Origin of the sequence: Agrobacterium sp. FDAARGOS_525 (genome assembly GCF_003938925.1) — a bacterium.
Lineage (GTDB): Bacteria > Pseudomonadota > Alphaproteobacteria > Rhizobiales > Rhizobiaceae > Agrobacterium > Agrobacterium pusense.
Map to the genome: position 1 here is coordinate 1290483 of NZ_RKIU01000003.1, position 26578 is coordinate 1317060.

The following is a 26578-nucleotide window of genomic DNA, read 5'->3' on the forward strand; positions in this document are numbered from 1 at the left end:
GAGTGATTGATGGAGGAAAATTGAGCGTTATGCCGCGCCGCTAAGGCGCAGGCCGACGACCCCGCCGATGACGAGGGCGATCCCAAGCAGCTTCTTCACGTTCAGTTGCTGGCCGAAGAACAGCGCGCCAAGGATGACAATGCCGACGCCCGCGACCGAGGTCCAGATGGCGTAACCAACGCCAACATCGAAGGTGAGCAGCGCGAGACTGAGGAAGAAGGTGGCGATTGCGCCGCTGACGAGAGTTACGGCGGTCCACCCGATATGCGTGAAACCTTTCGCCTTCCCGGCACTGATCGCGACGGCGATTTCAAAGATTACGGCAGCTCCAAGATAAAGCCAGCTCATCGATTTTTCCTTTCATTGATGGTTGGGTCTGCCGTTGGAATTATCAGGCGTGGAAAACGCTGGCCAAAGCGTATATCTCAGGGGCTGGATGAATCAGATTCATCATGGATAATGATCAGCCTCGGGAGGTCTATAGTTGCGAAAGCTTCCACCGCTCCACGGCCTGCGAGCCTTCGAGGCAGCGGCCCGGCATCTGCATTTCTCAGCTGCGGCCGAGGAGCTGCATCTGACACCAACGGCTATCAGCCATCAGGTGCGACAACTGGAGGAGATTCTCGGCGTCGAGCTATTTCGGCGCTATCCGCGCCCGGTGCGCCTTACACCTGCGGGCGAACAACTGTTTCCGGTGCTCAGGGATTCCCTCGATCGCATCGCAACCGCCATTGAGCAGTTGTCAGACCGTCAGGATGGCCCGCTGCGCCTTTCCGTCACCATGGCTTTTGCCAGCAGGTGGTTGATGCCTCGTCTCCCGCGACTGCGCGAGCAGACAGGATTGAGCGTCGCCATCGAGGCGGATGACCGCGTTGCGGACTTGCATGCGTCGGGCATCGACATGGCGATACGCTATGCCGAGCGCCCCGGCACGGATGCCGAATGGCATCGGCTATTTCCAGACCGCCTCATACCCGTTTGCGCTTCCGGCCTGCTGTCGGGCACGGAACTGCTTTCGCCGGATCAAGTCCTCGCCCTCCCGTTACTGCACTATCGCTGGAGATCGGGAGCGGCTAATGCGCCGAACTGGGAGCGGTGGCAGGCCCATGCACGGGCAGACGGCGCTTCACCGAAAATCAGCCAGACATTTTCCGAAGAAGTCCACGCTTTGGACGCCGCTCTGGCAGGTCAGGGAGCCGTGCTCGCCTCGGAACATCTCGTCGGAGATCAATTGAAGACAGGCGCGCTCCTGCGGCTGTCGGACATCGCCTTGCCGGGGCCAACCTACTGGGCGGTTTTCCTCACGAGCCACCCGGCAAAAGAACGGCTCACGACGCTGCTGGACTGGTTTCGGAAACAAACCTGACGTCACAGATGCAGATTGTCGTGCCGTCGCACCCGCTAGGTCGGCTCAAGCCTGAGAGGTCACGGACTGAAGTCTTCGCAAGAGGATTCAGTTGAGGAAACGGTTCTCACGAAGGACTGCTTTAGCGATACCCACGAACGCGCGAACCTTGGCGGAGGCGGACCTGCCCTCTGGATGCAGGATATGGATGGGCATCGGCGGCTCTTCATACTCGCTGAGTACGATCTGCAGATCTCCTGCCATAAGTGCCGGTCCGATCTGGTAGTGGAGAACTCTCGTCAGCCCCCGGCCTTGTCGCGCGAACGTGATCGCCGCTTCGTTGGTATTGCATTGGAGGGTGGCGTCGATCGTCACGCGCTGTTCGTTGGCGAACCGCCATTCAGGCGAGGCCCAGGCGCCTGTCGAGACGGCGATGCGGTGATCCTTGAGGTCCGCTGGTGTATTCGGAATGCCATAACGCTCGAAATAGTCCGGCGATCCGCAGATGACACGCCGGACAGTGCCGACCTTGATGGCCGAAAGACCTGAGTCCGGGAGACGACCGATACGGACGGCCACATCGATCCCTTCATCGACAATGTTGACGGGGCGATCAACGAAAAGGGTCTTGGCCTTCATGGCGGGATACGTGTCGAGATAGTCCATCACGATCGGAAGCACATGCATTTGACCAAACAACACTGAAGCGGTCAGGGAAAGCGTTCCCGTCGGCGTGGCATAGGAGCCTCCCGCTGCGGCCTCCGCTTCGGCGATGTCCGCAAGGATCCGGCGGCAATCCTCGAAATAGCGCGATCCGGCCTCGGTCATCTTCACCGAGCGCGTCGTTCGCACGAACAGCCGGGCTCCGATGAGATCCTCGAGCGAAGCGACGGCGCGTGTCACCGCAGGCGCGCTCATATGCAGGTGGCGGGCAGTCTCTGCAAAACTCTCGGTTTCGGCGACCTTCACGAAAATCCGCATTGCCTGCCAACGATCCATCCGCTTCCCCTTCTTCCCGGCGCTCGAGACGATAGTAGGGATGTCGTAGGCAAGGCAGCAAGTCTTCATGTGAAACCGGCCGTGGGTCGGGAGCCCGACTGCCGGAATGCCGCAGCCATCTTCTCGATTTCCGCGCAGCTTCGCGCACACAGGCCTGTGCGAAGGGCGCGCTGACGGTTTTCTTCACAAACCGCCAGCGCCAGGGCTATCGCCATCGAAGTCTTGACATCGAAGCTGAACCCCCTTCGTGCGACGTCGATCTCTGCACCCGTCATGCCTATGGCGCGCGCGGATTCTTCCTGTTTTCGCAGCAGGAGAGGATCGTTGCTAGTCGCAGTGAGCGCGAGTTCCACCGGCAGTCGGATGCGCTCGTCGAGCTTGAACCCGGTCATGGTCTATCTCCCAAACGTGGACCGTGATCCAGAGAATTTCCGCTTTTCCTTGAATCGCGAAAACACTCTAACTCTTTGTTTTAGTGAAATTCCGTAGGCGAGACCGTTTCGCACTTTTGCTGGAATTGCTTTAAAAGCCGAAGTCGCTCAGGCCGGGGTGATCGTCCGGCCGGCGGCCAAGCGGCCAGTGAAACTTGCGATCGGCCTCGGTGATCGGATGTTCGTTAATGCTGGCATGGCGGGTCCGCATCAGGCCGTCCTCGGCGAATTCCCAGTTCTCGTTGCCATAGGCGCGGAACCATTGGCCGCTGTCATCGCGGTACTCGTAGGCGTAGCGCACTGCGATCCGGTTTCCTGTGAAGGCCCAGAGCTCCTTGATCAGGCGGTATTCTAGTTCCTTGTTCCACTTGCGGGTCAGGAAGGCTTGCGCTTCTGCACGGTTGGTCACGAATTCGGCGCGGTTGCGCCATCGTGTGTCCAGGGTATAGGCGAGAGCGACCTTTGCGGGATCGCGACTGTTCCAGCCATCTTCCGCGAGGCGGATCTTTTCGATGGCACTCCGTTCGGTGAACGGGGGAAGCGGGGGACGAGACATCATTCAACTCCTCGGGTTGCTGTAAAGAAAAGGGAAGGGGTGGCGCGATGACGTCACCGTCATGCGTGACATCTGTAACTTCTTGGCGGTTGTGAGAGACGCGGCTCCCGTATGTGCAGAATGATGCCGCAGCGCCTGAGGCTGAACGTCGAAAACGAGGAAGGTACTATTGCGCGTGACGCAGTAATGCCCGTCCTCAGACCGCCAACTGGATACCGCCGCGGACCGCGTCTGCAGGGACGGCGCAGCAGAGCAGGATCTCGCCTTCGTCGATCGCCGCGGTCGGCTCCTTCACATAGGTCACCTTGCCCTTGATCAGCTTGGTGCGGCATGTGCCGCAGGTTCCCGCGCGGCAACTGAACTCGGGTTCGAGGCCGCGCGCTTCCGCCAGTTCCAGCAGCGAGCCGGAATCGGGCATCCAGCGCGCCTCCTTCAGCGAGTTCGTGAACACGACAGGCACGGGTCGGGTTGATGGCGGTGGGCGGGCCGGAACCGGCGCAGGCGCGGCCGAGTCAGAGTCTCTCTTCAGAGACGAGGGGCCGAACGTCTCGGCATGAATGCGGTCGTCAGCGATATTGTAGCCCCGAAGCCCGTCGTAAAGCGCCTGGGTGAACTGCGGCGGGCCGCAGAGATAGAAGTCGTAGTCGTTGAACGGCAAGTGGCGGGTCAGCAGCGCCATGTCGATCCTGCCGACGGTATCGTAGTCGATGCCCATTTCGGCGCCGTCGGTGTCGCTCAGGACCCGAACAACGCGCATCACGCCTTTCGTCGCGTCGGCAAGTTCGGCTATTTCCTTTTCGAAGGGACGCTCGGCCTTTGAACGCGCGGCATGGAACAGCGTGGCGGGACGAACGCGCTGCGTGCGAAGCCCTTCGTAGACAATGTGACGGAGCATCGCGAGCAGTGGCGTAATCCCGACGCCGCCGGCAACGAGCACGGCCGGGCGTGTCGCCCGGGCGTCGATGGTGAAGCCGCCGGCGGGTGCTCGCGCCTCGATTATGTCGCCGACGGCAACGCTGTCATGCAGAAACTGCGATACCAGTCCGTTCCGCTTGACACTTATGCGGTAGATGCCGTCCGAGGGCGCGACGGAAAGCGAGTAGGTGCGGATCACGGGCTTTTCGCGGCCTGGCGGCGTCACGCGAATCGGCAGGTGTTGCCCGGCGGCATGCGGCAGAAGTCCCGCGTCATCGCCTGGCTGCAGGTGGAACGAGCGGATCGTTTCGCTTTCCTTGACGATCCTGGTAACAGTCAGCGGGCGCCACTGTCTGGCAAGTTCAGCCGCGCGCAGCCGGTCGGCTGCCTGCGCCCAGTTGCCCGTCATCAGGGTACTTGGGGACCAACCGTCCTTTTGGAAGCCCCAACACATAGCCAGGGCATTGGCGCGGCGGACGATCCGCCGGGGCTTGAACGCCCAGAGTCGTTCGGCCCCCTGAAAGGCAGCGATCTCGGGGGAGTCCAGAATGACCTCGGCGTCACCGGTCGTTTGCAGCATATCGCCTGTCGTGAAGTCCACGAAAAGGAGCCCCGCCTTGCCGTTCAGCAGGATGTTGCCGAGCGTCGCGAAGAACAGGTTGCCGTCGAAGTCCGGGATCGTCAGCGTCCCGTCATCCCCGACACGGACGAAACCGGCATTTCCGCCACGATGGGAGACATCCACCTGCCGCCTGTCTTCGCGGTCGACATAGGATGCGACGAAGAAGGCGTCGGCGCTTCTGATCATGGCACGGGCCGGGCCGTCGAATTCGGGAAGGTTCTCTATGGTGCCCGTGAATGCCTGCCCGGGTTCGCGAGTGAATGCGAAATCACGCAGTTGGATATAGCGTGGACAGTTTCCGAAGCTCTGGTCGACATTGACGCGAAAGCCGTCCTTCATCGCGGAAACGAACCCGTTCATGCGATTGCGCCGACGGGTGTGCATCTCGATGCCGAGCAGACCGACGGGCTTGCCGTCCGCAATGCCCTCGCTGGCCGGGTCGGTTGCGTCCTTTGGCGCCGCAATGTCGAGCGCGGTCGGCGAAGGAGAGGACATGAAGCCGGGGCGCCCCTCGATGAAGGTCGCCCACGCGTCATCCCTGGAATCGACACTGCCGAGCACGATGAAGGGGAGTTGGGCGTAGAAGTCGCGATGCTGGTCGGGCATGTAGCCGCGGACGACGCGCTGGCCGACGACGGCCATGCGCTCGACGACGCCCACCTTCTCCTGAAGAAGCCTTTCGCCTTCGTGCCATGTCGGCAGTGTCTTGTCGTGCATGTCCCGCCCTCCAGGAGTGGCAGAGCGCGCGGGCAGGCGCGCTCCGATCGCATTCAGGCTGCTGCGAGGCCGACCGGCGTGCGGACGAAATCCACAAAACCCGGCAGCGCTTCCACACGGCGGAGGAAGGCGCCGACGGCCGGGTAGTCCGAAAGATCGACGTTTCCTTCGGGCGCGCGTGCCACATAGCTGTAGATGGCGACGTCTGCGATCGTCGGGCGGTCGCCAACCAGCCAGTCGCGATCGCTGAGCTGGCTTTCCATTCTGCCCAGTACCGTGTGCGCGCGATTGATGACTTCTTCCGGATTGAACTTGGCGCCGAAGACCGTGATCAGTCGCGCGGCGGCCGGGCCATAGGCGATTTCGCCGGCGGCAACCGACAGCCAGCGCTGGATGAGGGCAGCACCCTTCGCATCTTCCGGTAGCCAATCGGTGCGAGCGGCCTTCTTCGCAAGATAGACCAGGATCGCGTTGGAATCGGAAATGAAGACACCATCGTCATCGAGGACGGGGACTTGGCCGAACGGGTTCATTTCGAGGAAGTCCGTCTTCTTGTGTGCGCCCGACTTGAGATCGACTTCGACCAGGTCATGAGACAGGCCGAGCAGCGAAAGGAAGAGCCGTGCCCGGTGAGAATGGCCCGACAGCGGATGGTGATAAAGCTTCATTCTGCGCTCCTGCGAGTGTCGTCCGGGTCTATTCCCGATCCGCAGTTGCAAGGTGCTACAGACGATGTTCAGGCAGAACGACCAAAATTGGCACTTCATTATTACGTGGGTCGCAATAATCGAACTTCTGTACCACTCGGGAAAACAGGTAGCGCATACAGCGCACGCTGATCCGCTCCCCTGACAACGATACGCAATGATACGAAAGTGTTCCTATTCACGCGTGTCGAGGATTGAGCGGTAGAACCGACTGTGGTCTCCATCAAACCCGTCGATACCCCGTTTGGTCAGTATATTGCGCGTTGGCGGATCGAGATGCCAGATCGCCTTGTCCGAAGCCCCTTCATACCAACGGATGTTGAATGCGCAGAGGTTCTTAAAGAAGAACAGCTCGGCATAGTCGTCTATGTGATCGCGAATCCACCACGCGAGAGGTCGGTAGTCTTCGGTTTTCCTGTAAAATTCGAGATAGGCCGGGATGAAAACGGTTACGGTTCCGCCAAGATGCCCATCGCTGTCGCGCCGGTCCCAAATGTGGCGTGCAGCATTCAGATCATTGTCTGTACACCAGCAGGCGGTGTCTCCCGCTCGAAAACGTTCGTTACAGAAGGCATTCAGGGTTGGAGAGCGGTAACCGCTGCGCACCGACACATGGCCGAACGCGCGTTTTAGCGGCTCCAGCAGCCGCGTTGCGACCGCACGCCCCACCTGCAAGGCAAGCTCAGGATCGTCGGGAACATTCGGAATTCCGTAAAAATTACCGACCTCCGAATACAACATCTCGCGCATAAAGAAATGTTCGGAAAGCTGCTGCCGCCCGAAGTCGGTCAACGCGCCAACATCCTTGATTGGTTGAGTAAATGCCATCTGACTAACTCTCCATGCTGAGCAGGGGGGCACGGCTATCGCTCCCACTTAGCGGTCGTTCAAAGAGACTTTAAGGACACAGCAACCCGATAGGCTATCGGGGCAAGCGCACACGCCAAATTCGATCGTCGTCCACACGATCGCCGAGCTGAAACGTGCATCGTCCTACCTCTTCAAAGCCGTAACGAGCGTAGAATCGCTTGGCACGCTCGTTGTGATCAAAGACCGTCAGGTAAACTTCGCGTGCATTCTCGGTAGCTGCGGTTTCGAGAGCCCAACTCGTCAGGCGATCAGCAACGCCGGTACCATGCCACTGCCGCACGACGTAAAGTTGCTGCAGCTCCAACGCTGTCGGATCCGGATTAACGGCAGGCGCGCGGAGCGGGGTCAGTTTCGCATAGCCGATCGGCTGACCTGCGGCCACCCCCACCAGCCAGCGCACGCCAGGCGCGTTGAAGTCCCGCGACATGGTCCCGCCGGGACGATACACTTCCTCACAAAAACGCTCGAACGCGGCTGGCTCGTAGCGCTGCGAGAAAGTGTCGGTAAATACGCCTCGTGCGACCGGCAGCAGGCGATTGAGCAGGTCTGTATTTGGCTTCAGGAAAGCCACTTCTTCCAACTGCATAGATATGTCTCCCTGGTTGCTTGAACGCGCTTCAAATGAGTTGTTGGAACGTTTTCGCAACTCACGTGCGCACAGGCGCGTTCTCCAGCAGGTCTTACCGACACCTGTCAGTTGCCTGCCTGAACGACGCACTATTCATGACGACAAGGCAGAGCGCCGGAGCCACCGCCATGGCGATGCAGAGCCACCTGGCCGCATTGGCCGTGTCCATGCCGTCACCATCGCCGCTCGCCCCCGCAAGATTGACCACCAGACCCGCGAAGGCCGCTCCGAATGCCGTGGCGCAAAGCTGCACCGTCATGATGGAAGAGGCCGCATTGTCTTCCTCGCCCTCTGGCGCCACCTGCAGCACAGCAGTCGACAGATGCGGATAGGAAAGGCCGACGCCTACTCCGCCGATCACCAGAGCTGCACAGATGAGGGTGAGTGGAAGCCAATCGCTGTCCACACTCGGCCAGGGTATGACGACACCGAGCACACCCATGGAGACAAGAGATAGAACCGGCCCTGCGTGCACCGCCCTGATGCGGCGATTACCCTGAAGCCCGGACCCATAGATTGCCGCCGCAGTCCAACCCGCTGACATAACGGCGGCGATGTAGCCGGCTTGAAGAGGCGAGCTGCCATGCAACTCCTGCAGGAAGAGCGGCAGGAAGATCTCGGTGCAGGTGACCGTGACAGCCAGAAGCGCGGACGCAGCGTAGAGGCTGCCGAGCGCTGTGGGTAGTGTGAGCGTGCCGGCCGGGAGCAGTCTGTGCTTCGCCCGACGCTCGGCCACGACCATAAGTGCGACCAGAACCAGAGCCACCGTCATTGCGCCAGCCGTTGACGATATCCCGGCGCCGACGCCGCCCCAGGACGCGGCAAAGACGGCGAGCGTCAGCAGAGCAAGCTGCACGACAGGCAGCGGCTCCATCTCACCCGATCCCTCCTCGCGTGCCGGTAGGACGAGGACTGCCGCGAGAGCAACGATCCCCGCAAGCGGAACCAGGAAGAAGAATGCGCCGCGCCACAGGCCGATCTCGGCGAAGATTCCACCGACCGCTGGACCGAGAAGGGTTGCAATGCCCCACATGCTGGACAGAAGCGCCAATGCGCGGGGCCACAGCGGTTCCGCGAAGACCCGGCGGACCATGGCATAGGCCAGCGCCAGCAATACGCCGCCACCGAAGCCCTGGATGAACCGCCCGACCAGCATGATTTCCATCGTGCTGGCAGTGGCGCATACCAGCGTACCGCCAATAAAGATGACCGTGGCCACGAGATAGCTGCCCCTCGGCCCTCCGCGGACAAGGAGTGGAGAGGATAGCGCTGCGCCTAGGATCGACGCGATGACAAACAGCGTCGTGTTCCAGGCGTAGTAGTCCAATCCGCCGATCTCACGGACGATGGATGGCAGGATCGTTGTCGAAATGTAGAGGTTGACCGCATGAAGGGCGACCCCGCCGCTCAACGCGAGGGAGCGGATCAGGTTGCCGCCGGAAAGCAGATCGCCCCAGCCTGGCGCGGTTGAAATCGTGTCCGTCCTCGTCATTGAAGAGTCTTTTCTGCCCCGCCGAGACGCGCGAGTTTGTCGGGATTGCGCATGATGTAGACGCCTTTCAGTGAACCTCGCGCGTCGCAGGCGAGGCTGACAGATGCGGCGATGTTCGCACCGTCGAAGACAAGCGCTCCACGGTTACCGTTGATGTCGGCGGGCTGCCATCTGTAACCCTGCCAGTAGCCATGAAGGGCTTCGCCCAGGAAATTGAGCACGTCCGTCTTGCCGAACAGGGGCATGAGCAAGGTTGGGGCCTTGCCGCCGCCATCGGCCCGAAGCTCGATGTCCTCTGCCATCAGCGCCGCGAGTTCCGTGGTCATTCCAGTCGTGACCGCTGTCTGAAAAGCTGCGAGCAGTTCGTCCTGTCGCTCCTTTGGCACGGTCGCACCCGGTTCTGCACGCCCGACACGACTGCGCGCGCGTGAAACCAGCTTGCGGCAGGCCGCCTCCCGGACGCCTAGCGTAGCGGCGACATCCTCGTAGGACTGGTCGAAGATCTCGCGCAGGAGAAAAGCCGCCCGTTCCTTTGGGGCGAGACGCTCCAGCATGAGCAGGAAGGCGAGAGAGAGTGATCCGGACAGTTCCACTACGCTTTCCGGCGTTTCCTCGGTCATCGTCTGGATCGGCTCCGGCAGCCACGCGCCTACATAGTCAATCCGCGTGCGGCGCGCCGAGCGCAGCATATCGATGCAACGGCGCGTACAGGCGGTGGTCAGCCAAGCCGCGGGATCGGAAACAGCCCCGTGCTCAGCGCTTCGCCACTTCAGCCATGTGTCCTGAACAGCATCTTCCGCTTCCGCGAATGAGCCGAGAATACGGTAAGCCAAACCAGTCAGAAACGGCCGCCGGGTCTCGAAAATGTCTGCGTCGCCCCCCATGTCAGTGCGCAGACACTTGAATGCGATTCCACAGATTGATCATCGCAACAGTGGTCGTGAGCGCGCTGATCTCGGCATCGCTGAAGTGCGCGCGCAGTTCGGCGCGCAGCGCGCCATAGTCGGTCTTGCGTTCGATCTGGGTCAGCGCTTCCGTCCATGCAAGAGCGGCGCGTTCCTTGGCGGAAAAGTCGCTCACATGATCCCAAACCACCAAGCGATCAAGCCGCTCATTGGTCTCGCCGTCGTCTCTGGCTTCCTTCGTGTGCATCTTCACGCAATAAGCACAGCCGTTAAGCTGGGATGCACGGAGCTGGACGAGATGGTGTAACATCCGGTCCAGACCATGTTCATCGATAGCAACGTGCACTTTTTCCAGCGCAACGAAGACATTGGGTACATTCTTGTAATGATTTACGGGCTTATTCGTCATAGTCGCATCCTATAGTGAGCGTTACATCCCTATGACGATCCACAAAGGCAGTTTGTGACGTGCACCTCCAAAAATATGCGGTTCACGATCTGCCCCGCGTAGCCACTGTCCGCGGATGTTCAGACGTATGCCGCTGAATTTACAAAATCTGGTCGGCTCGCTACGATACCACAGCGAGTGTCCGCCTGGTCACTGCAGGATCTGATTCTTGGCGATCGAGGAACGCGTCGCCGAGAGCGAAGCATCGCTATCAATCGTTCCTCTTCGCCACCGTGCAGACGACATTCCCTTCGAGTCGGAACGTCAGACGATTGCGACGTCACCGACAAAAAGTCAGTTATTGGCGAACAGCCCATCAAGCGGGACCGCAGGAGAAGCCGAACGGCAACAATCCAGTTGAGCCGAGCAATATCCTGAAAATTCAGATCTGGCATTCTTTATTTTAGAGTTTACAATCAATGATTGCCAAGAGGATATATTTATTTCTATTAAAATCAATGTTGCGCAAAAAGAAATCATCGGTGGGCAAGCGTTCCGCTTGCGCGAACAACGTTCTTCTTTATTCAGGCTATTCTAAATTTCCATAGTCTCGGAATCTCTCTGTCAGGGCGCAGTATCGTTCGCCCGCGAGTAGAGAGGGTACGCCATGCTAAGCGTCGATTGGCGTGCCCCGGCGACTTACGGGCACGCAAAAGCTATTCCCCCTGCCGGCTTTGCCTGGGAGTATCTCCGCCGTCACGAGGACTATCATCGTGATTTCCAGAGTATAACGCGAAAGCCGGAGCCGACTGCGGAGGAGCTGGAAACATTCTCGCGGCGATGGGGTTTGCGATTTCCCGTGTAACCCTGAAATCCCTCCTGACCGACAGTCCTTGTTCTGGATTCCAATCCTTCAACCACAAGCGATCCGCCTGTTGCCGGCGCCGCCTGAGACCGGGGAGACAGAACCAATCGTGAGGTTGACCCATCTGCCCGGTCTCGACCTCCGGTATGCAGTGGACGGTTGGCATGGCCTTTGGAATGTGGATGGCGTCACACACCAGTTCTGGCTGCCTCAGTCCCTGCCTGATGCGGCAGCGTTCTATGCCGTATCGCTTCCGATGGACCCTTATATGGAGCTTCGTGCTCATGCTGCTCGCCGATTTTGGCGATCACTTAATGGGCGAGATCCTGGGCCAGATTTTCGCACCATGCCAGCACAATTGCGCCGGTTTCATACTCGATCCTTGCGAGCCCTCGACGCTCGATTACGAAGCGAAAGCTATCGAACCATCGCCGAAGTCTTGCTTGGGTTTCGAGGCACCAAGGAGGATTGGGAGATTGATCCACGCAAGAACCAGGCTCGCCGCCTGGTAGCGCATGGCCTGAACATGATGCGGGGCGGCTATCGCCTGTTGCTGCATTATCCTATCAAATCGCCCGCTCGATAATTCGTCGGCAGTGATCAACGCTTGGCCGCGACCGCCTGCTCTAAAATACGACGGTATCCCGTATTCGTTAGCCATTGGGCTCGCGCGAGATGGCTTTCCCAACATTGCCGCGTCCGTGCCCCGTCGCTGATAGGATCGCGATGCAGCACGAGCCGAGCGACTTCCTGCCAATCCGCACCTGCTGCCTGCGCGTCCAGAAGGCGCAAATAGGTGACGTAGTGCCGTTCATCATAAGGCGTAATGTCACCTCCGCTTGGCGCTTGGTCGTCTACATCGGGATCAAGTTCAACAGGCGTTTGCATAAGCAATCCCCATATAGGGAAGGTTTCGTCTGCGGTGCGCCCCCGCAAACATCCTCTCTGACTCTTGGTGATCGGGGAGTTAGTAACCGTGGTTAGACGGCCCTATGGCCTTTAGTTCGGTGAACCTGTTGCATACGCCACAGGCTCCCCGACCATAGGTCAAGGAGTGTGGTGCCGTCACGGCCGACACCAACCGCTAACCAGGGGTTACTAAGCCCCGGAGCAGCGCGTCTCTGCTCCGCTCACAGTCATATCCGAAACACGCTGCAATGTCTTGACCGAATCCATACGGCCGGCAGCGAGCCGCTGAATTCTCTCAACTTCTTCGCTTTGCGACGGCCTTCAAGGGGTGCCGCCAGCGCGTATGCGCAAATGCGGCACGCTACACGTCGCCGGTCCGCCGCCATCGTTCGCCGTAGCCCGCAGCCATCACGGCAGCGCGCATCAACGACGAACCTGGAGGTGATCCATGGCCATCCGCAATGCGGATATGCCGCCGCGCCTGCTGCGCACTCAGGAAGCCGCGCGTTTCCTCGGCCTGTCCATCCGCACCCTTGAGAAACATCGCACCTACGGGACCGGCCCGACCTATCGCAAGATCGGCGGCCGCGTCCTCTATGCGATCCGCGATCTGGAAGAGTGGGCCGACATCGGCATCCGCAAATCCACCCGCGACACCAATGTCGGCACAGTTTTCCCCGCGCGTCCGCTGACGCCCGAAGAGCGGGGCAAGTGCTGAATGCTGCACGACGATAATAGCCCCGCGCAGCCGACTGAGGCGAGCGAGCGCAACCACCTGGCCCCCTTCGTGGTCGCAACCGGCGACGCCGCCCCTCGCGATCAGCGCGACCTGATGGAGCGGCCCTTCTTCTCGCTCGCCAAGGCCAAGCGAACCGCGCCGATCCTCTACGAATCCGCTGGTGTGCGCGTCGAGGTCTTCGGCATGGCCGAATATGGCATGGCGACCATCTGGGACGCCGACGTGCTGATCTGGGCCGCCTCGCAGATCGTGGCGGCCGAGAACTACGGCCTCACCACCTCGCGCTTCTTCCGCTTCACGCCCTATCAGCTTCTCGTGGCGATCGGCCGCGCCACCGGCGCGCGCGAATATCGCCTGCTGAAGAACGCGCTGATCCGCCTGCAATCGACGTCGATCCGCACGACGATCCGGCAAGGCGAGCATTGGCGGCGGCATCAATTCTCCTGGATCAACGAATGGGAGGAGCTGACCACCCGCGACGGCCGTGTCGAGGGCATGGAGTTCGTCCTGCCGGACTGGTTCTATCGCGGCGTCGCCGACCGTTCGTTGGTTTTGGCGATCGACCCGGCCTATTTCCGGCTGACCGGCGGCATCGAACGCTGGCTCTATCGCGTTGCCCGAAAGCACGCCGGCCACCAGCCGCACGGCTGGCTGTTCGAGGTCGCCCATCTTCACCAGAAGTCGGGCAGCCTCGCGCGGATTTCCGATTTCGCGCTCGACCTGCGCCGCATCGCCGCCAGGCAATCGCTGCTCGGCTACCGCCTCGAAATCTACCGCGAAGGCCGCCGCGAGCTGCTGCAAATCCGGCCACTCGATCCGTCCACAGTGCCTGTGGACAACGCTGTGGAAACACTCGTGACTTCGGGCGCAAAGGGTATCGGGACTTCGGGCGCAGCGCTATCGGGATTTCGGGCGCACGGACCCCAGTTAAGCCTTTGGCCCGAAACGCGGAATCCGACTGCTAACTTAGAGTCTAACAGAGAATCTAACTTTTCTTCTTTGACGCACCCGCGCACGAGGCGTGGTGCCGGTGCCGCCCGCTCCATCGCCGACGTGCTGCGAGACATGCTCGCCGACGACGACCGCCATGGAGGCCGGTCATGAGCGGCAAAGCCTCCCATCGCGCGCATGGCCGTCCGCTGCCGGACGGGCTAGCGCCGTTCACCACGCTCGTCGAGCTGACCTTCGAGAAACGCAGGGTCGAGCACTGGATACGCTTCGGCCGCAAAGTCTACGAACAAATCCTCGACCGTCGCCGCAGCGTCGTCGGCTTCGCGCCGGGCAGCATCTTCGCCTTCGTCCGCTGGGCGGCCGGCGAGCATGGCACGATCATCTCGCGCATCGACATCGTGCGCGCCATCGGCCGCGGCGAGCCGTTCCAGACGCTGCCCTTCGTTCGCCCCGGTGGCGAGATCCTGTTGCGTCTCGACGGCTGGCCGAAGGTGCAGCGCGCGCTCGCCGCGATCGACGCCGTGGAAGCGCTGGGCCTCGATCCGGCCGACGCATCCCCCGATCACTGGCGGCACGTCCACAACCGGCTCAGCGCCGGGCTGGAGCCGGCCGCCTACACGCCCGAGCGCCATGCCGCATGGATCGGCCGCCGGAGGATTGATCCATGAGCCGCCGCCTAACCCTCGCGGTGGCGCTGCTCGCCGTCACCGGCATCGCCGCCACCAGCGTCGCGGACATGCCATTGAGGCTCCTCTGGAACGTCACCGCCAGCGCGCCGGTCGGCTTCTACACGATCGAACCGCCTGATCGGCTCGCCGTGCCCGAGCTGGTCGCGGTGATGCCACCCGAACCGCTCGCCGGATTCATAGTCGAGCGCGGCTATGTCGGGCGCGGCGTACCGCTTCTGAAGCGCGTCGTCGGTCTTCCTGGGCAACAGGTCTGTCGGATCGGCCGCGACATTCTGATCGACGGAACCGCCATCGGCTCGGCGCTCGCCCGCGACCGTTTAGGACGGGAGCTGCCGGTCTGGCAGGGCTGTCGCGTCATAGCCGATGGCCAGCTCTTCCTCATGAATTGGGACGTCCCCAACAGCCTCGACGGCCGCTACTTCGGCCCCATTCCGGCCAGCGCCGTCATTGGCCGCGTGCTGCCGCTCTGGACCGACGAAGACGGCGACGGCCGCTTCGTCTGGCGCGCGCCGACCCACTGACCGCTTCCCCATCGACGGGAGCGGTGCTCGCCGATGGCTTTCCCAACACCACCGCATGGAGATAGTCATGCCGCAGATCGGTCAATTCCATCGCGACGCATCCGGCTTCACCGGCGAGCTCGTCACGCTCACCCTCAAGCGCGAATTCGTCATCGTTCCCGCTGAACATTCCGACGCGGAGAACGCGCCGGACTATCGCGTCCATCTCATCGCCCTTGACGGCCCAGAGATCGGCGCGGCGTGGAAACGCACCGGCGAGAAGGCCGGTGAATATCTCTCCGTCCTGCTTGACGATCCCGCCTTGCCGCAGCCGATCCGCGCCAACCTGTTTCGCGACGACGATGAAGGATCGTCATGGTCGCTGCACTGGACGCGCCTCAAACCGCGCGAAGAGCGGGACTAAGGCCATGCGGTCCCGTGCCACCATCGCGCTCAAAGCTCGTATTCCTTTGTTCGCGGGAAAGCCGTCTCATTCCTTCATCCCGCTCGACCACAAGTCGGCCGGCGCGCGGAGCGAAGGTCAAGGGCGGCCCGCGGCCGGCGCTTCGCGCGCACCCTTGACCGCAGCGAGCACGCTGGCAGGCTGGCGGTTCGGCGGAGAAAGGCGGGCACGGCGCTATGCCGTCATCCTGACCGCTAGCGCGCTCGCGCTCGGCGCGGGACCGGCGACGACCCTGGCGCAATCCGCGCCGGTCGCGCGCACAGTCGCCGCCGCTACGCATGGCGGCCATATCGCCGAGGCGTCACAGCGCTTCGGCATTCCCGAACACTGGATTCGTGCCGTGCTGCGCGCCGAAAGCGCGGGCGATGCGCGCGCGATCTCGTCGGCGGGAGCGATTGGGCTGATGCAGGTCATGCCCGATACCTGGGCAGGCCTGCGCGTCCGCTACCGCCTCGGCCGCGACCCCTACGATCCGCGTGACAACATCCTCGCAGGCACCGCCTATCTGCGCGAGATGTGGGATCGCTACGGCACTGTCGCGGCGATGCTCGCCGCCTACAATGCCGGTCCCGGCCGCTATGACGAGCATCGGGCGACAGGTCGTCCGCTGCCGGCCGAGACCCGCGCCTATGTCGCCGCGCTCGCTCCGGCGCTCGGTAGCTCGGTCGCAGCCGGAGCACCGGAGAAGCAATCCGCACCGCCGCCCGATTGGCGCGATGCGCCGCTCTTCGTCATGCGTCCGAGCGACAGGCGCAGCGCCGATCCGGTGCAGACTATCGGCACATCAGGCGACGCTCGCCCGACCGTTCCGGTGCGCGAGCGCCGCGATGCGGAGCCGCGTGACGGCAGCATGTTCGTCGCGCGGGCCGACGACGGGAGAGCGCCATGGGGATGGCGTTCCCACGTCTGTTCGCGCTGGTTCCGGTGTGCAGTCAGGCAGGGTCGCGCCTGGCTGCATTCCCGGTCGGAAGGGCGGAAAGGTCAGAGAAGGCGGAGGGCAAGATAAAGGAAACCGGCACCATGCGGCGGCGGTTTCAGGGCAAGCCCTTGTCTGCACACTGTTTTGGGGCGGCGCTGACGGCACCTTGGTTTAGGCCCTCGCGTGCCGCGATGACGCGCAAAGCCTTGGCGTTGCAGGGTTTCGAGCGGCACCATAGCCCGAAATCGGGCCTTTTTCGCCGTTTTCGCGTCTTCGGGCCGGAGGCGCGGGTTTGAGCGACGACGAGGAGTTTCGCTTCCGCCCGAGGCCCGGCCGCGTCCGCAACGATGCGCCCAAGCTCGGCAAGACCAAGAGCTTTCTCACGCAGGCCAAGAAGATCGTTCGCCAGCAGAGCAACAGCCCGTCGCGGTCGCCGGCATCATCGTCGCAGCGCGGCAGATCGCAGGTGTCGGCCAAGGGCGGCAAGGCTTCGCGGACGAGCGGCGGGCCGGGCCTGAAACGGGGGCGTGGCGCGGCCTTTGTGCGCGCCCGCACCCTGTCGGGTGGATGGAAGCACAGCAGCCCCGGCCAGCGTCGCGTCGTGGTCAAAACCCGCTACGTCCAGGGCGCCGGCAAGAACGGAAAATCCGCCGCCCATATCCGCTACATCCAGCGTGACGGCAGCTCGCGCGATGGCGAGCGCGGTCAGCTCTATTCGGCGACCGACGATCGCGCCGATGGGGCTGCCTTCGTCGAACGCGGCGCGGACGATCGCCACCAGTTCCGCTTCATCGTTTCGCCCGAGGACGGCGCGGAGCTTTCGGACCTCACCGCCTATACCCGCGACCTCATGGCTCAGGTCGAAACCGATCTCGGCACAAGGCTCGATTGGGTCGCGGTCAATCACCACAACACCGGCCATCCGCATGTCCATGTCATCGTGCGCGGCAAGGACGAGCTGGGCGAAAACCTCGTCATCAACGGCGACTATCTCGCCAACGGCATCCGCGAGCGGGCGAGCGATCTGGCGACGCTCGAACTCGGCCCCGTCACCGAGATCGAGCAGAGCCGCAAGCTCTCGGCCGAGATCGGCCAGGACCGCTTCACCCGCGTCGACCGCGCCATGGCCGGGGAAGCCGAGGGCCGCTTCCTCGACCTGCGCCACGAGCCGGCCGATCATCGCCGCCAGTTCGACAGGACGCTGCGCCTGCGCCGTCTCGGCAAGCTGGAGAAGATGGGTCTCGCCACCGAGCACGCGCCCGGTGTCTGGGAATTGAGCGAGCGGATGGAACCGGCGCTGCGCGAGATGGGCGAGCGCGGCGACATCATCCGCAACATGCACAAGGCGCTGAAGGCCGACGGGCTGGAGCGAGATCCGATAACGTTCCAGATTCACGACGCCGCGCCCGAAGTCCCGATCACCGGCCGCGTCGTCGACAAATATCTGACCGACGAGCTGGGCGAGAACCTGACCGTCGTGGTCGACGGCGTGGACGGGCGCACCCACCATATCGCCGGCATCGACCCGGCTCGCGTCGAGGATGCGCGGATCGGCAGCGTCGTCGAGATCGGCCCGGCCGAGACGGCGCAGCGGCCATCCGACCGCGCCATCGCCGGCATCGCCGAGGGTGGCGTCTATCGGCCGAGCCGCCATATCGAACAGGCGAAGTTCGAGGGCCGCGTGCCGGGCGGCGACTATGAGGGCTATGTCGATGCGCATGTGCGCCGGCTCGAAGCTCTGCGCCGGGCCGGCATCGCCGAGCGGATCGACGCCGACCAGTGGCGCATCCCCGGGGACTTCGAGAGCCGCGCCGCCGCCTATGACGCGGGCCGCAACCGGCAGACCAATATCCGCATCCTCTCGGCCGCCCGGCTCGAACAGCAGATCGGCGCGGACGGCGCGACCTGGCTCGACCGGCGGCTGGTGACGCCGGATGCTTCCGACCTTGCACCGACGGGCTTCGGCCAGCAGGTGTGCGAGGCGATGGATCGTCGCCGCCAGCATCACATCGATCACGGCGATGCGTCGCCCGGCCCGAACGGCGGCACGCTCTACCGGCGCAATCTCCTCGCCACGCTGCGTGCGCGGGAGATCGAGCGCATCGGCGGCGAGATGGCCGCGACCAAAAACCTTCCGTTTCGTGCCGCGAGCGATGGCGAGACCGTCAGTGGGAAGTTCACCGGGACCGTCCAGCTATCGAGCGGCAAGTTCGCCGTGGTCGAGCAGAGCCATGAATTCACGCTGGTCCCCTGGCGGCCGGTCATAGACCGACACCTCAGCCGCGAGATCACGGGTGTTATGCAGGCCGGTTCGGTATCGTGGCAATTGGGACGACAAAGAGGATTGGGGCTTTGACGCGCATGCGCCCCACCGCTTGCTCGCCGAGGCTGGCAACCTGCTCCGCGTCACGATGGCAGTTTGTCTAATCAGTCGCCAGATGGCGTTCTGCCTAGAATGAGGGCGAAGCGGATCAGCACTGTTTTCAGCTTGGTATCCGCGAGGTGCTACCCGACATCAGCAATATCTTCGCCGATCAAACTGCGCAGCATTCGTAAGCCTGCAAGCAGAGCGTCGCGCGGCGGCGCTGAAAGCGCAATTCGCACGGCGTTCGGTGCATGGCCTGGGCCAACTGCAAACGCGCTTCCCCCACAGATGGCGATCCCGCGCTTGGATGCTGCCGCGACGAAGGTCTCTGCCCTCCATTCACCGGGCAGCTCCAACCAAAGATGGTATGCGCGAGGATCGCTCGACATTCTCAAGCCAGATAACACATCTCGTGCCATCGCCTGTCGTGCAACCGCGTCGTCCCGCTTGAGCTTACCAATTCGGTCAGCCGCCCCGTCCACGATCAACTGCAAACCCACCGTGAGCGGCAATCCCGAAGCGGACCATGCGCCGGCGCGTATGGCGCCAGCGATCCGATCGCACAGATGTGCTGGCGAGGCGATGAAGCCCAAAGTCACCCCAGGCGCGACACGCTTCGAGAAACTGTCAACCACAATGACATGGTCAGGCGCCAGAGCCGCCAGCGGCTCCGCGTCAGTGAGAAAGCCATAGATCGCGTCCTCGATTGCAATCATGTCAGTTTGCTGAAGTATCCTGGCGATTTCTCGTCGTCGAGAAACACCCATGGTAATGCCCAGCGGGTTGTGCAGGCACGGTTGAAGATAGATTGCATTCAACGGCCCCGCCTGATGTGCTTCCAGAAGTGCATCGGGCACTATACCTTCCACATCGAGTTTGAGCGGCACCAGCGATACCCCGAGCCGCGCGGCAATGCCTTTGACGACAGGATAGGTCAGCGCTTCAACGCCAATCCTGTCGCCAGGTCTGGCGAGCGCTGCCACGGCCGCGGCGATTGCTTGCTTGCCGTTGCCAGTGAACAGAATGTTTGCAGCCTCCGGCGTCCACCCACCGCGAGCCAGAAATCCTGATACGATTGTCCTGGCCGGGAGCGAAGCTGTTGCCCCGACAGGCTGGAGCGCTTGGTGAATCGTGTCCAACCGGAGCGTAGAGTGAAAGGCTTGCAATAAATCGGCGGCCTGTTCAGGCAAAATCGGAAAGTTCAGTTCGAGATCGAGCGGGGCGAAAGCTGGCTCGGTAAGCGCAGGATCAGACTGGGCCAGCGCCGACCTGATGAAAGTCCCTCTGCCGACTTCTCCTGAAATCAATCCCCGTCGCGAGAGTTCCGCATAAACTCGGCTGGCCGTGGACGCGGCGATTCCCCGTTGATAGGCAAACTCGCGTTGTGGCAGCAGGCGTTCTCCCGGCCGCAAGCGTCCGGAGGCAATGTCGCATGCGATCGCATCGGCAATCTCGCGGAAGTCACTCATTCAATTGCTCCGAGTGCAATATTTATTTTGCACCGATATCATAGTCGGGGCAATATTACTAGGGAACCTGTCTGGAGCGTTTTTTTAATGGTGTCCCTGGTTAGTTTGTCAGCTTTTGCATTGGTTTCGCTTGGGATGGTGCTCACCCCAGGCCCCAACATGATCTATTTGCTAACGCGTTCTATTCTTCAGGGACGGAAGGCGGGGTTTATTTCGTTGCTCGGGGTAATACTCGGTTTCGTCTTCTACATGGTGAGCGCAGCATTCGGGCTAACAGCGATCCTGCTGGCCGTACCTTACGCATACGAAACTCTCCAGTGGGCCGGCGCGGCGTATCTCCTCTATCTGGCGTGGAACGCCATCAGACCTGGCGCAACGTCTGTCCTCTCTCCAAGAACTGATTTGGGCATTGATGGCCCCCGAAAACTGTTCCTCATGGGATTTGTCACCAACCTGCTGAATCCGAAGATCGCACTGCTTTATCTTTCGTTACTTCCTCAATTTATCGATCCGACGAAAGGGCATCTTCTGCTTCAGAGTTTCACATTGGGCCTGACGCAGATTGCGGTGAGCTTTTCCGTCAATCTCGCAATCGTTTGTACGGCAGGGTCTGTGGCGAGTTGGTTCTCGACACGTCCGACCTGGTTGAAATTCCAGCAACGAATGATGGCAGGTGTTTTGGCTGCGCTAGCCGTCAAGCTGGCGCTCGATCATCAGGGGCCGTGAAGAGACCAATGAGCGCGCCTTTCTTTTCTCTATCGTTTCAATGCCTGCCGCTGCTCATACCGCCATCGAACGCAAGCTTTCAGGCGATTGGGAGCGGATAGCAATGCGGCGCCGGCGTTTGGCCTCGACGAATGCTTCGCAAAGGGAGACGCCGATGGCGTTAAGCTCGCGCATCCCTCTCGTCTCGCTGATCCAGACCCTTGCCGTAGCGGAACATCTTAACTTTCGTCACGCTGCCAGAGCACTCGGCGTCAGCCTGTCAAGCGTCAGCGCGCGTGTGAAGGCGCTAGAAAAAGATCTCGGTGTCATTCTGTTTGAGCGTCATGCGCGAGGTGTTCGGCTAACAGAAGCCGGTCGCCGCTTTGTTGAGCTTGTCGCCGTCGGTGTTGATCAAATTCACTATGCGGTAAACACTGCCGGCATGGCCGCGTCGGGAGAATGCGGACGTTTGCGTATCGGCGTCCACGCTCTCATTTCTGGCGGCTTCCTCGCAAGGCTAATCGAGCGTTTCCGCGACAAGCATCAAGGTGTCGATATCGAGATCCTTGAGGGCACAGCCCGCGAAACGCTCATGCATTTGCGCTCCAACCGGCTCGACGTCGTGTTCGTAGCCGGAACACCCGAATTGCCGGATTGCCATACTCGGCCAATCTGGACCGAGCCGCTAATGGTCGCGTTACCTGAGCGGCATCCGTTGGCGCGTCAATCCTCTCTTACCTGGAGCGAGCTGGCAGAAGAGACCTTCTTGGTCCGCTATGGCAGTACCGGACCACAGGTGCATGACCACATCGTGCTACGTCTTGCCGGGCTATGGCCTGCGCCATCAATCCTTCGTGTCGATGTCGGACGCGACACTCTGTTGTCGATGGTCGGACAGGGGTTTGGTATCACCATCTTCGGAGCTGCCACAGCTCTGCTGTCAGTGTCCGGTGTCGTTTTCCTCCCCATTACTGACGAGCCTCAACCAGTAGCGTTTTCGGCGGTTTGGTCGCCATTCAATCAGGGCGCGGCACTGCGAAACCTGCTGGCACTTGCGAATAAGATGGGCCAAGCTGACCCACTCAAACGTATCCAACACGAATCGGCTAGACCGATGACTCAGTAACAAGACGGACGGTAGCACAAGCGTGCCCCGTCCTTTTTACCGCCGATAGTAACCGGAACCCCTCCAGCTATACGTTTCTTCTTGTCCCTCGCGAAACCGCCTATTCTCTGATCGGCTCCGACAGCTTTTACCGATTGGAGCTTGTATGCGTGGAGGCCGAATCCTTTGGGGTCAGATCGTCATCGTCCTGGCCCTCGTGTTCGTGATGATGTGGGCGGCCACGCAATGGATCGCATGGCGTCTAGGATTTCAGCCTCAGCTTGGAAGTCCGTGGTTCGAGCTGGCAGGCTGGCCGATCTACTATCCGCCGGCCTTCTTCTGGTGGTGGTTCTCCTTCGACGCCTATGCGCCGACAATCTTCACCGAGGGCGGCATCATCGCTGTGTCCGGCGGTCTTCTCGCCATCGTCGCCGCGATTACCATGTCGATCATCCGCTCGCGGGAGGCGCGCAATGTCGCGACCTATGGATCGGCACGCTGGGCCGAGGACAAGGAAGTTCGCAGCGCCGGCCTACTCGGTCCCGATGGTGTCGTGCTCGGCAAATACGAGCGCGACTATCTGCGCCATGACGGCCCCGAGCATGTGCTTTGCTTCGCGCCGACACGCTCCGGCAAGGGCGTCGGCCTCGTCGTGCCGACGCTGCTGACCTGGCCGGGAAGCTGCATCGTCCATGACATCAAGGGCGAGAATTGGGGCCTGACCGCTGGCTTTCGCACGAAGCATGGCCGAGTGCTGCTCTTCGATCCGACCAATGCCCGATCGTCCGCCTACAATCCGTTGCTGGAGGTCCGGCAAGGGGAATGGGAAGTCCGCGACGTTCAGAACATCGCCGACATCCTGGTCGATCCCGAAGGCTCGCTCGACAAACGCAACCACTGGGAAAAGACCTCCCATTCGCTGCTTGTCGGCGCGATCCTGCATGTCCTCTATGCCGAGCCCGACAAGACGTTGGCCGGCGTCGCGAACTTCCTCTCCGATCCGCGCCGCCCGGTCGAAGCCACTTTGCGCGCGATGATGGACACGCCGCATCTCGGCGAGGCGGGGGTGCATCCCGTCATCGCATCGTCGGCGCGCGAGCTGCTGAACAAATCCGACAACGAACGCTCGGGCGTGCTTTCGACCGCCATGTCGTTCCTCGGTCTTTACCGTGATCCGGTCGTCGCGCGCGTCACCGCCCGCTGCGACTGGCGCATCGCTGATCTTGTTGACGGCAGGAGGCCGGTTAGCCTCTACCTCGTCGTGCCGCCGTCGGACATCAACCGCACCAAGCCGCTGATCCGCCTGATCCTCAACCAGATCGGCCGTAGGCTGACCGAGGAGCTGACCACGACGGGGAAGCGCCATCGGCTACTGCTCATGCTGGACGAGTTTCCGGCGCTGGGCCGGCTCGACTTCTTTGAATCGGCGCTCGCCTTCATGGCCGGATACGGCCTCAAGGGCTTCCTGATCGCCCAATCGCTCAACCAGATCGAACGGGCCTATGGCCCGAACAACGCCATCCTCGACAATTGCCATGTGCGCGTCAGCTTCGCGACGAATGACGAGCGCACCGCCAAGCGCGTGTCGGACGCGCTCGGCACCGCGACCGAACTGCGCGATGCCACCAACTATGCCGGCCATCGGCTTTCACCATGGCTCGGCCATCTCATGGTGTCGCGGCAGGAGACGGCGCGCCCGCTGCTGACGCCCGGCGAGATCATGCAGCTCCCGCCCAATGAGGAAATCGTCATGGTCGCCGGCACCCCGCCGATCAAGGCGACCAAGGCGAAGTATTTCGAGGATGCGCGCTTGCAGGAGCGCATCATCGCGCCGCCCGAGCTGGCCGCGACGCCGGCCAATGCTCCGACAACCGATGATTGGTCCGGCCGCGTCGTGGCCGCGGCGGGCCATGCCGGCGCCGGCGCTAACGGGGATGACGGCGGCGATCCCGCCAATGCCGGCATCCGCCGCGAACCCGAGCTGCCCGAGCATGAAGAAATCCTGCCGCCGCCATCGCCCGCGCAGGAGTTCGAGCTGCTGGACGAGGAGCCCGATGTCGACGCCGCCAAGGCGAGCGCCATGCGGGCACGGATGCGGATGGTCGCGCGGCAAGCCTCGCTCGACCCCAATGACGGCATCGAGCTTTGAGGAGCCGCCCATGACCTCACGCACCCGCATGAACGTCTATTTCGATCCGACCTTGCTCAAGCAGGTCGAGGCGCTGGCGCTCCGCCGCAACATCTCCAAATCCGCCATCGTTGAAGCTGCCGTGGCGTCCTTCCTGTCGGGCGACACCAGCGAGAAGCTGGAAGCCGCCATGTCGCGCCGGCTTGACCGGCTCGGCCGCCAGATCGGTGCGCTCGACGAGGATGTCGCCGTGCTCGGCGAGACGCTGGCGCTCTTCGTCCGCTACTGGTTGATCTTCACCCCGCCGCTTTCCGACAATGCGCAGGCATCGGCGCGCGCCAAGGGCGCGGAGCGGTTCGACGGCTTTCTGCAATCGCTCGGCAAGCGCCTCGCGACCGGCGACAGGTTCCTCAAAGACCTTTCGCGTGATGTCGGATCGCTCACCACAGAAGTCGAGACGGAAGCGCCAAAGACGAGCAACCAACCCGCCTAATCTTTGATCATTTTCCGGAGTGTCTAATTGCCGCTACACAGCGTCGATGATTTAATCTGCAAGATTGACGGCCGAACAGTGCGCGAGCACAACTTGCCAGCGCCCGTCCTTGTGATGCCATACGCGCGAGTAGGCAAAGGTACCGACAAATTTCTGGAGCGCGTACTCGCCGGCCACCTCAGTGGTCAGGCAGACGGTCGCGGTATCACCAAAGCTTTGGATGATGCGCTCTCCTTTCTCGGAGAGCGCCGTGATCGTCAGCAGGCCTGTCCGATGCGCGGCGATATCATCCGCTTTGGTAAGGCGCGCTCCGTCCTGATTGATAAAAATCAGCGTGTCGCTCAGCAGAAGATCAAGCTGCGCGACATCGCTGCGTAGCATAGCCTCGCGCAGTTGCTGTTCGCAGCGCTCAATTTCGACAACACCTTCCATGATGATCCTCCAGTTTGTACGATAACGGGGTTTGCTCGGAGCCCTGTGCTGCGTCAACGCCGTCTATAGCTGCCAAATCTAGATGCGGCGGTCCTTCCAGATCAACGCTTTCGCAGGGTCACGCGCACAAGTGCCACCATCGCCGATGGCCGAAGCCGCGTAGGTTGCGGCTCGCGTCAAGCGCTTCGTCAGCATCGTGCAGACCACACCCGGCAAGCGTCTGGCGACTCGCGACAGGTTTCCGACGGAGCTGCCGCAGGATATCAATTCCCCTGACGACACAGCGACGATCGCTGAAACCCAATGAAGAATCGACAATCAAGTTAGCGCCATTGTGGTATTCGCAAAAATCCATATTCTGCTACGGATTGAAAATCAGGCGCGAAAATCTCGCTTTAATCGGGATTTTTGCGACATGCCGACAAGCTCTGCGGATAATGCCGTGCTACCCTTGGGCGAGCTGCTTCAGGACAGCCGCCACGATAACCTCGGGGCGATCTTCCTGAACAAGATGCCCGGAATCCGGTATGGCGATGCACTCGGCATCGGAGATCGCCGTCGCCAGGGCCACGCCTTTCTCGAAGGGTATCCATTCGTCATTTTGGCCCCAAAGGACTGTCACCGGGCATTCCATCCGCTCGTAACGTCCTTCGACCTCATCGGTGTGTTTCTGATCCATCTGCGCGATCTGCCGATAGAACGCGGGCTGCCCTACTGCCCCGAACCACGGTGCGCTGTAGATTTCCAATGCCTGTTCTGACAGCAGATTATAGGCGGCGGTCTGCAAGTAGGCTCGCAGAATCGCGCGGTGCATGTAGTCCGGCATCCCTGAGAAGGCAGCTTCATGCTTGCGCACATGCTGCACCAAAGCGGACCCCCAAGGAGCAAGGGCAACGGCGTCGAAGATAGTCATGGAACGATAGCGCAAACCGTTCAGGTAATAGGCGCGCAGCGCCGTAGCCCCGCCGAAATCATGCGCCAACACATCGGGGCGGTCGAGGTCCCATTCTGCGAACAGAGCGGCGAGGGTCTTGTTCTGCACGGCCAGAGACACGTCTTGCCCCTCGCGCATCTCCGACAGCCCGTAGCCGACCAGATCGAAATAGTAGATCGTCCTACGGTCGGCGAGCTGTGGCGCGATTCTGCGCCAGACTTGCGAGGAAAAGGGTGTCCCATGAAGCGCCACCAGTGGCAGCCCGTTCCCAATCTTACCCCAACGAACGGCATTTCCTTCGATGATCGTGGTGTTGGGCAGGTCCAGCATGATAACG

The 26578-nt window shown here is 61.7% G+C and carries 29 protein-coding genes; 14 read left to right on the forward strand and 15 right to left on the reverse strand.

Translation table 11 applies throughout. The features are described 5' to 3' along the window. Positions 1 to 27: 27 nt before the first annotated feature. Complete coding sequence (locus EGT36_RS07470) at positions 28 to 348, reverse strand: DMT family transporter (RefSeq protein WP_125270189.1); 321 nt, start codon at positions 346 to 348, stop codon at positions 28 to 30. A 136-nt stretch (positions 349 to 484) separates the two neighbouring features. Between EGT36_RS07470 and EGT36_RS07475 the strand changes: the two genes are divergently transcribed. Continuing rightward, positions 485 to 1366: a LysR substrate-binding domain-containing protein gene (locus EGT36_RS07475; protein ID WP_125270190.1), complete on the forward strand. Its 882-nt coding sequence runs from the start codon at positions 485 to 487 to the stop codon at positions 1364 to 1366. Between the two features lie 87 nt (positions 1367 to 1453). On the opposite strand, the gene EGT36_RS07480 is transcribed toward EGT36_RS07475, so the two are convergent. The 10 genes from EGT36_RS07480 to EGT36_RS07525 form a co-directional block, all read right to left on the reverse strand. Further along, on the reverse strand, positions 1454 to 2344 hold the full coding sequence (locus EGT36_RS07480; protein WP_125270191.1) for a LysR family transcriptional regulator: 891 nt from the start codon (positions 2342 to 2344) through the stop codon (positions 1454 to 1456). A gap of 65 nt (positions 2345 to 2409) precedes the next feature. Then, on the reverse strand, positions 2410 to 2736 hold the full coding sequence (locus EGT36_RS07485; RefSeq protein WP_245507881.1) for a hypothetical protein: 327 nt from the start codon (positions 2734 to 2736) through the stop codon (positions 2410 to 2412). A 130-nt stretch (positions 2737 to 2866) separates the two neighbouring features. Continuing rightward, positions 2867 to 3331, reverse strand: coding sequence for a nuclear transport factor 2 family protein (locus tag EGT36_RS07490; protein ID WP_125270192.1), 465 nt, complete (start codon positions 3329 to 3331; stop codon positions 2867 to 2869). Between the two features lie 196 nt (positions 3332 to 3527). Further along, complete coding sequence (locus EGT36_RS07495; RefSeq protein ID WP_125270193.1) at positions 3528 to 5585, reverse strand: 2Fe-2S iron-sulfur cluster-binding protein; 2058 nt, start codon at positions 5583 to 5585, stop codon at positions 3528 to 3530. A 53-nt stretch (positions 5586 to 5638) separates the two neighbouring features. Beyond that, positions 5639 to 6253 (reverse strand): glutathione S-transferase family protein, encoded by a 615-nt coding sequence (locus EGT36_RS07500; RefSeq protein WP_125270194.1) that lies wholly within the window; start codon positions 6251 to 6253, stop codon positions 5639 to 5641. Between the two features lie 213 nt (positions 6254 to 6466). Beyond that, positions 6467 to 7120 carry a hypothetical protein gene (locus EGT36_RS07505; protein ID WP_125270195.1) on the reverse strand — a complete coding sequence of 218 codons (654 nt, stop codon included), beginning with the start codon at positions 7118 to 7120 and terminating at the stop codon, positions 6467 to 6469. A gap of 94 nt (positions 7121 to 7214) precedes the next feature. Further along, positions 7215 to 7748: a GNAT family N-acetyltransferase gene (locus tag EGT36_RS07510; protein ID WP_125270196.1), complete on the reverse strand. Its 534-nt coding sequence runs from the start codon at positions 7746 to 7748 to the stop codon at positions 7215 to 7217. A gap of 94 nt (positions 7749 to 7842) precedes the next feature. Next, the gene (locus EGT36_RS07515) at positions 7843 to 9282 is read right to left on the reverse strand and encodes an MFS transporter (RefSeq protein WP_125270197.1); all 1440 of its coding nucleotides are present in this window, start codon (positions 9280 to 9282) and stop codon (positions 7843 to 7845) included. Then, entirely contained in the window at positions 9279 to 10166 is an 888-nt protein-coding gene (sigJ, locus tag EGT36_RS07520) for an RNA polymerase sigma factor SigJ (protein ID WP_172965627.1), read from the reverse strand. Before sigJ ends, EGT36_RS07515 begins: the two co-directional genes overlap by 4 nt. Position 10167: 1 nt before the next feature. After that, on the reverse strand, positions 10168 to 10596 hold the full coding sequence (locus tag EGT36_RS07525) for a carboxymuconolactone decarboxylase family protein (protein WP_125270198.1): 429 nt from the start codon (positions 10594 to 10596) through the stop codon (positions 10168 to 10170). 646 nt (positions 10597 to 11242) lie between these two features. On the opposite strand from EGT36_RS07525, the gene EGT36_RS30980 reads away from it, so the two are divergent. Both EGT36_RS30980 and EGT36_RS07535 read left to right on the forward strand, forming a co-directional pair. Continuing rightward, entirely contained in the window at positions 11243 to 11440 is a 198-nt protein-coding gene (locus EGT36_RS30980; RefSeq protein WP_125270199.1) for a transcriptional regulator domain-containing protein, read from the forward strand. A 256-nt stretch (positions 11441 to 11696) separates the two neighbouring features. Continuing rightward, on the forward strand, positions 11697 to 12026 hold the full coding sequence (locus EGT36_RS07535; protein ID WP_432803854.1) for a DUF2285 domain-containing protein: 330 nt from the start codon (positions 11697 to 11699) through the stop codon (positions 12024 to 12026). 14 nt (positions 12027 to 12040) lie between these two features. Here EGT36_RS07535 and EGT36_RS07540 read toward each other — a convergent pair whose 3' ends face one another. Continuing rightward, positions 12041 to 12328 carry a DNA -binding domain-containing protein gene (locus tag EGT36_RS07540; protein ID WP_125270200.1) on the reverse strand — a complete coding sequence of 96 codons (288 nt, stop codon included), beginning with the start codon at positions 12326 to 12328 and terminating at the stop codon, positions 12041 to 12043. 469 nt (positions 12329 to 12797) lie between these two features. On the opposite strand from EGT36_RS07540, the gene EGT36_RS07545 reads away from it, so the two are divergent. From EGT36_RS07545 to EGT36_RS07575, 7 genes are all read left to right on the forward strand, one after another. Continuing rightward, positions 12798 to 13067 (forward strand): helix-turn-helix transcriptional regulator, encoded by a 270-nt coding sequence (locus EGT36_RS07545; protein WP_172965628.1) that lies wholly within the window; start codon positions 12798 to 12800, stop codon positions 13065 to 13067. After that, on the forward strand, positions 13068 to 14192 hold the full coding sequence (locus EGT36_RS07550) for a replication initiator protein A (protein ID WP_125270201.1): 1125 nt from the start codon (positions 13068 to 13070) through the stop codon (positions 14190 to 14192). Then, on the forward strand, positions 14189 to 14707 hold the full coding sequence (locus EGT36_RS07555; protein WP_125270202.1) for a DUF2840 domain-containing protein: 519 nt from the start codon (positions 14189 to 14191) through the stop codon (positions 14705 to 14707). The genes EGT36_RS07550 and EGT36_RS07555 overlap by 4 nt, the downstream gene beginning before the upstream one ends. Continuing rightward, positions 14704 to 15249: a S26 family signal peptidase gene (locus EGT36_RS07560; RefSeq protein WP_125270203.1), complete on the forward strand. Its 546-nt coding sequence runs from the start codon at positions 14704 to 14706 to the stop codon at positions 15247 to 15249. Before EGT36_RS07555 ends, EGT36_RS07560 begins: the two co-directional genes overlap by 4 nt. Before the next feature lie 67 nt (positions 15250 to 15316). After that, the gene (locus EGT36_RS07565) at positions 15317 to 15652 is read left to right on the forward strand and encodes a DUF736 domain-containing protein (RefSeq protein ID WP_125270204.1); all 336 of its coding nucleotides are present in this window, start codon (positions 15317 to 15319) and stop codon (positions 15650 to 15652) included. A gap of 4 nt (positions 15653 to 15656) precedes the next feature. Then, a complete protein-coding gene (locus tag EGT36_RS07570) occupies positions 15657 to 16697 on the forward strand; it encodes a lytic transglycosylase domain-containing protein (RefSeq protein WP_125270205.1) in 1041 nt (346 codons plus the stop codon). A 763-nt stretch (positions 16698 to 17460) separates the two neighbouring features. Then, positions 17461 to 18966 (forward strand): DUF3363 domain-containing protein, encoded by a 1506-nt coding sequence (locus tag EGT36_RS07575; RefSeq protein ID WP_502697444.1) that lies wholly within the window; start codon positions 17461 to 17463, stop codon positions 18964 to 18966. A 149-nt stretch (positions 18967 to 19115) separates the two neighbouring features. Here EGT36_RS07575 and EGT36_RS07580 read toward each other — a convergent pair whose 3' ends face one another. After that, on the reverse strand, positions 19116 to 20444 hold the full coding sequence (locus tag EGT36_RS07580; RefSeq protein ID WP_125270207.1) for an aminotransferase-like domain-containing protein: 1329 nt from the start codon (positions 20442 to 20444) through the stop codon (positions 19116 to 19118). 87 nt (positions 20445 to 20531) lie between these two features. Here EGT36_RS07580 and EGT36_RS07585 point away from each other — a divergent pair, with 87 nt between their 5' ends. The 4 genes from EGT36_RS07585 (at position 20532) to EGT36_RS07600 (ending at position 24875) form a co-directional block, all read left to right on the forward strand. Next, complete coding sequence (locus EGT36_RS07585) at positions 20532 to 21170, forward strand: LysE family translocator (protein WP_125270208.1); 639 nt, start codon at positions 20532 to 20534, stop codon at positions 21168 to 21170. Between the two features lie 154 nt (positions 21171 to 21324). Next, positions 21325 to 22275, forward strand: a complete 951-nt coding sequence (locus EGT36_RS07590) for a LysR family transcriptional regulator (protein ID WP_172965629.1) — start codon at positions 21325 to 21327, stop codon at positions 22273 to 22275. Positions 22276 to 22420: 145 nt separating this feature from the next. Beyond that, positions 22421 to 24403, forward strand: coding sequence for a conjugal transfer protein TraG (locus EGT36_RS07595; RefSeq protein ID WP_125270210.1), 1983 nt, complete (start codon positions 22421 to 22423; stop codon positions 24401 to 24403). A gap of 10 nt (positions 24404 to 24413) precedes the next feature. Beyond that, positions 24414 to 24875: a ribbon-helix-helix domain-containing protein gene (locus EGT36_RS07600; protein WP_125270211.1), complete on the forward strand. Its 462-nt coding sequence runs from the start codon at positions 24414 to 24416 to the stop codon at positions 24873 to 24875. Positions 24876 to 24926: 51 nt separating this feature from the next. Here the strand turns inward: EGT36_RS07600 and EGT36_RS07605 are convergent, their stop codons facing one another. Next, the gene (locus EGT36_RS07605) at positions 24927 to 25307 is read right to left on the reverse strand and encodes a nuclear transport factor 2 family protein (RefSeq protein WP_125270212.1); all 381 of its coding nucleotides are present in this window, start codon (positions 25305 to 25307) and stop codon (positions 24927 to 24929) included. Positions 25308 to 25752: 445 nt separating this feature from the next. Further along, complete coding sequence (locus tag EGT36_RS07610) at positions 25753 to 26571, reverse strand: alpha/beta fold hydrolase (RefSeq protein ID WP_125270213.1); 819 nt, start codon at positions 26569 to 26571, stop codon at positions 25753 to 25755. Between the last annotated feature and the right edge of the window lie 7 nt (positions 26572 to 26578).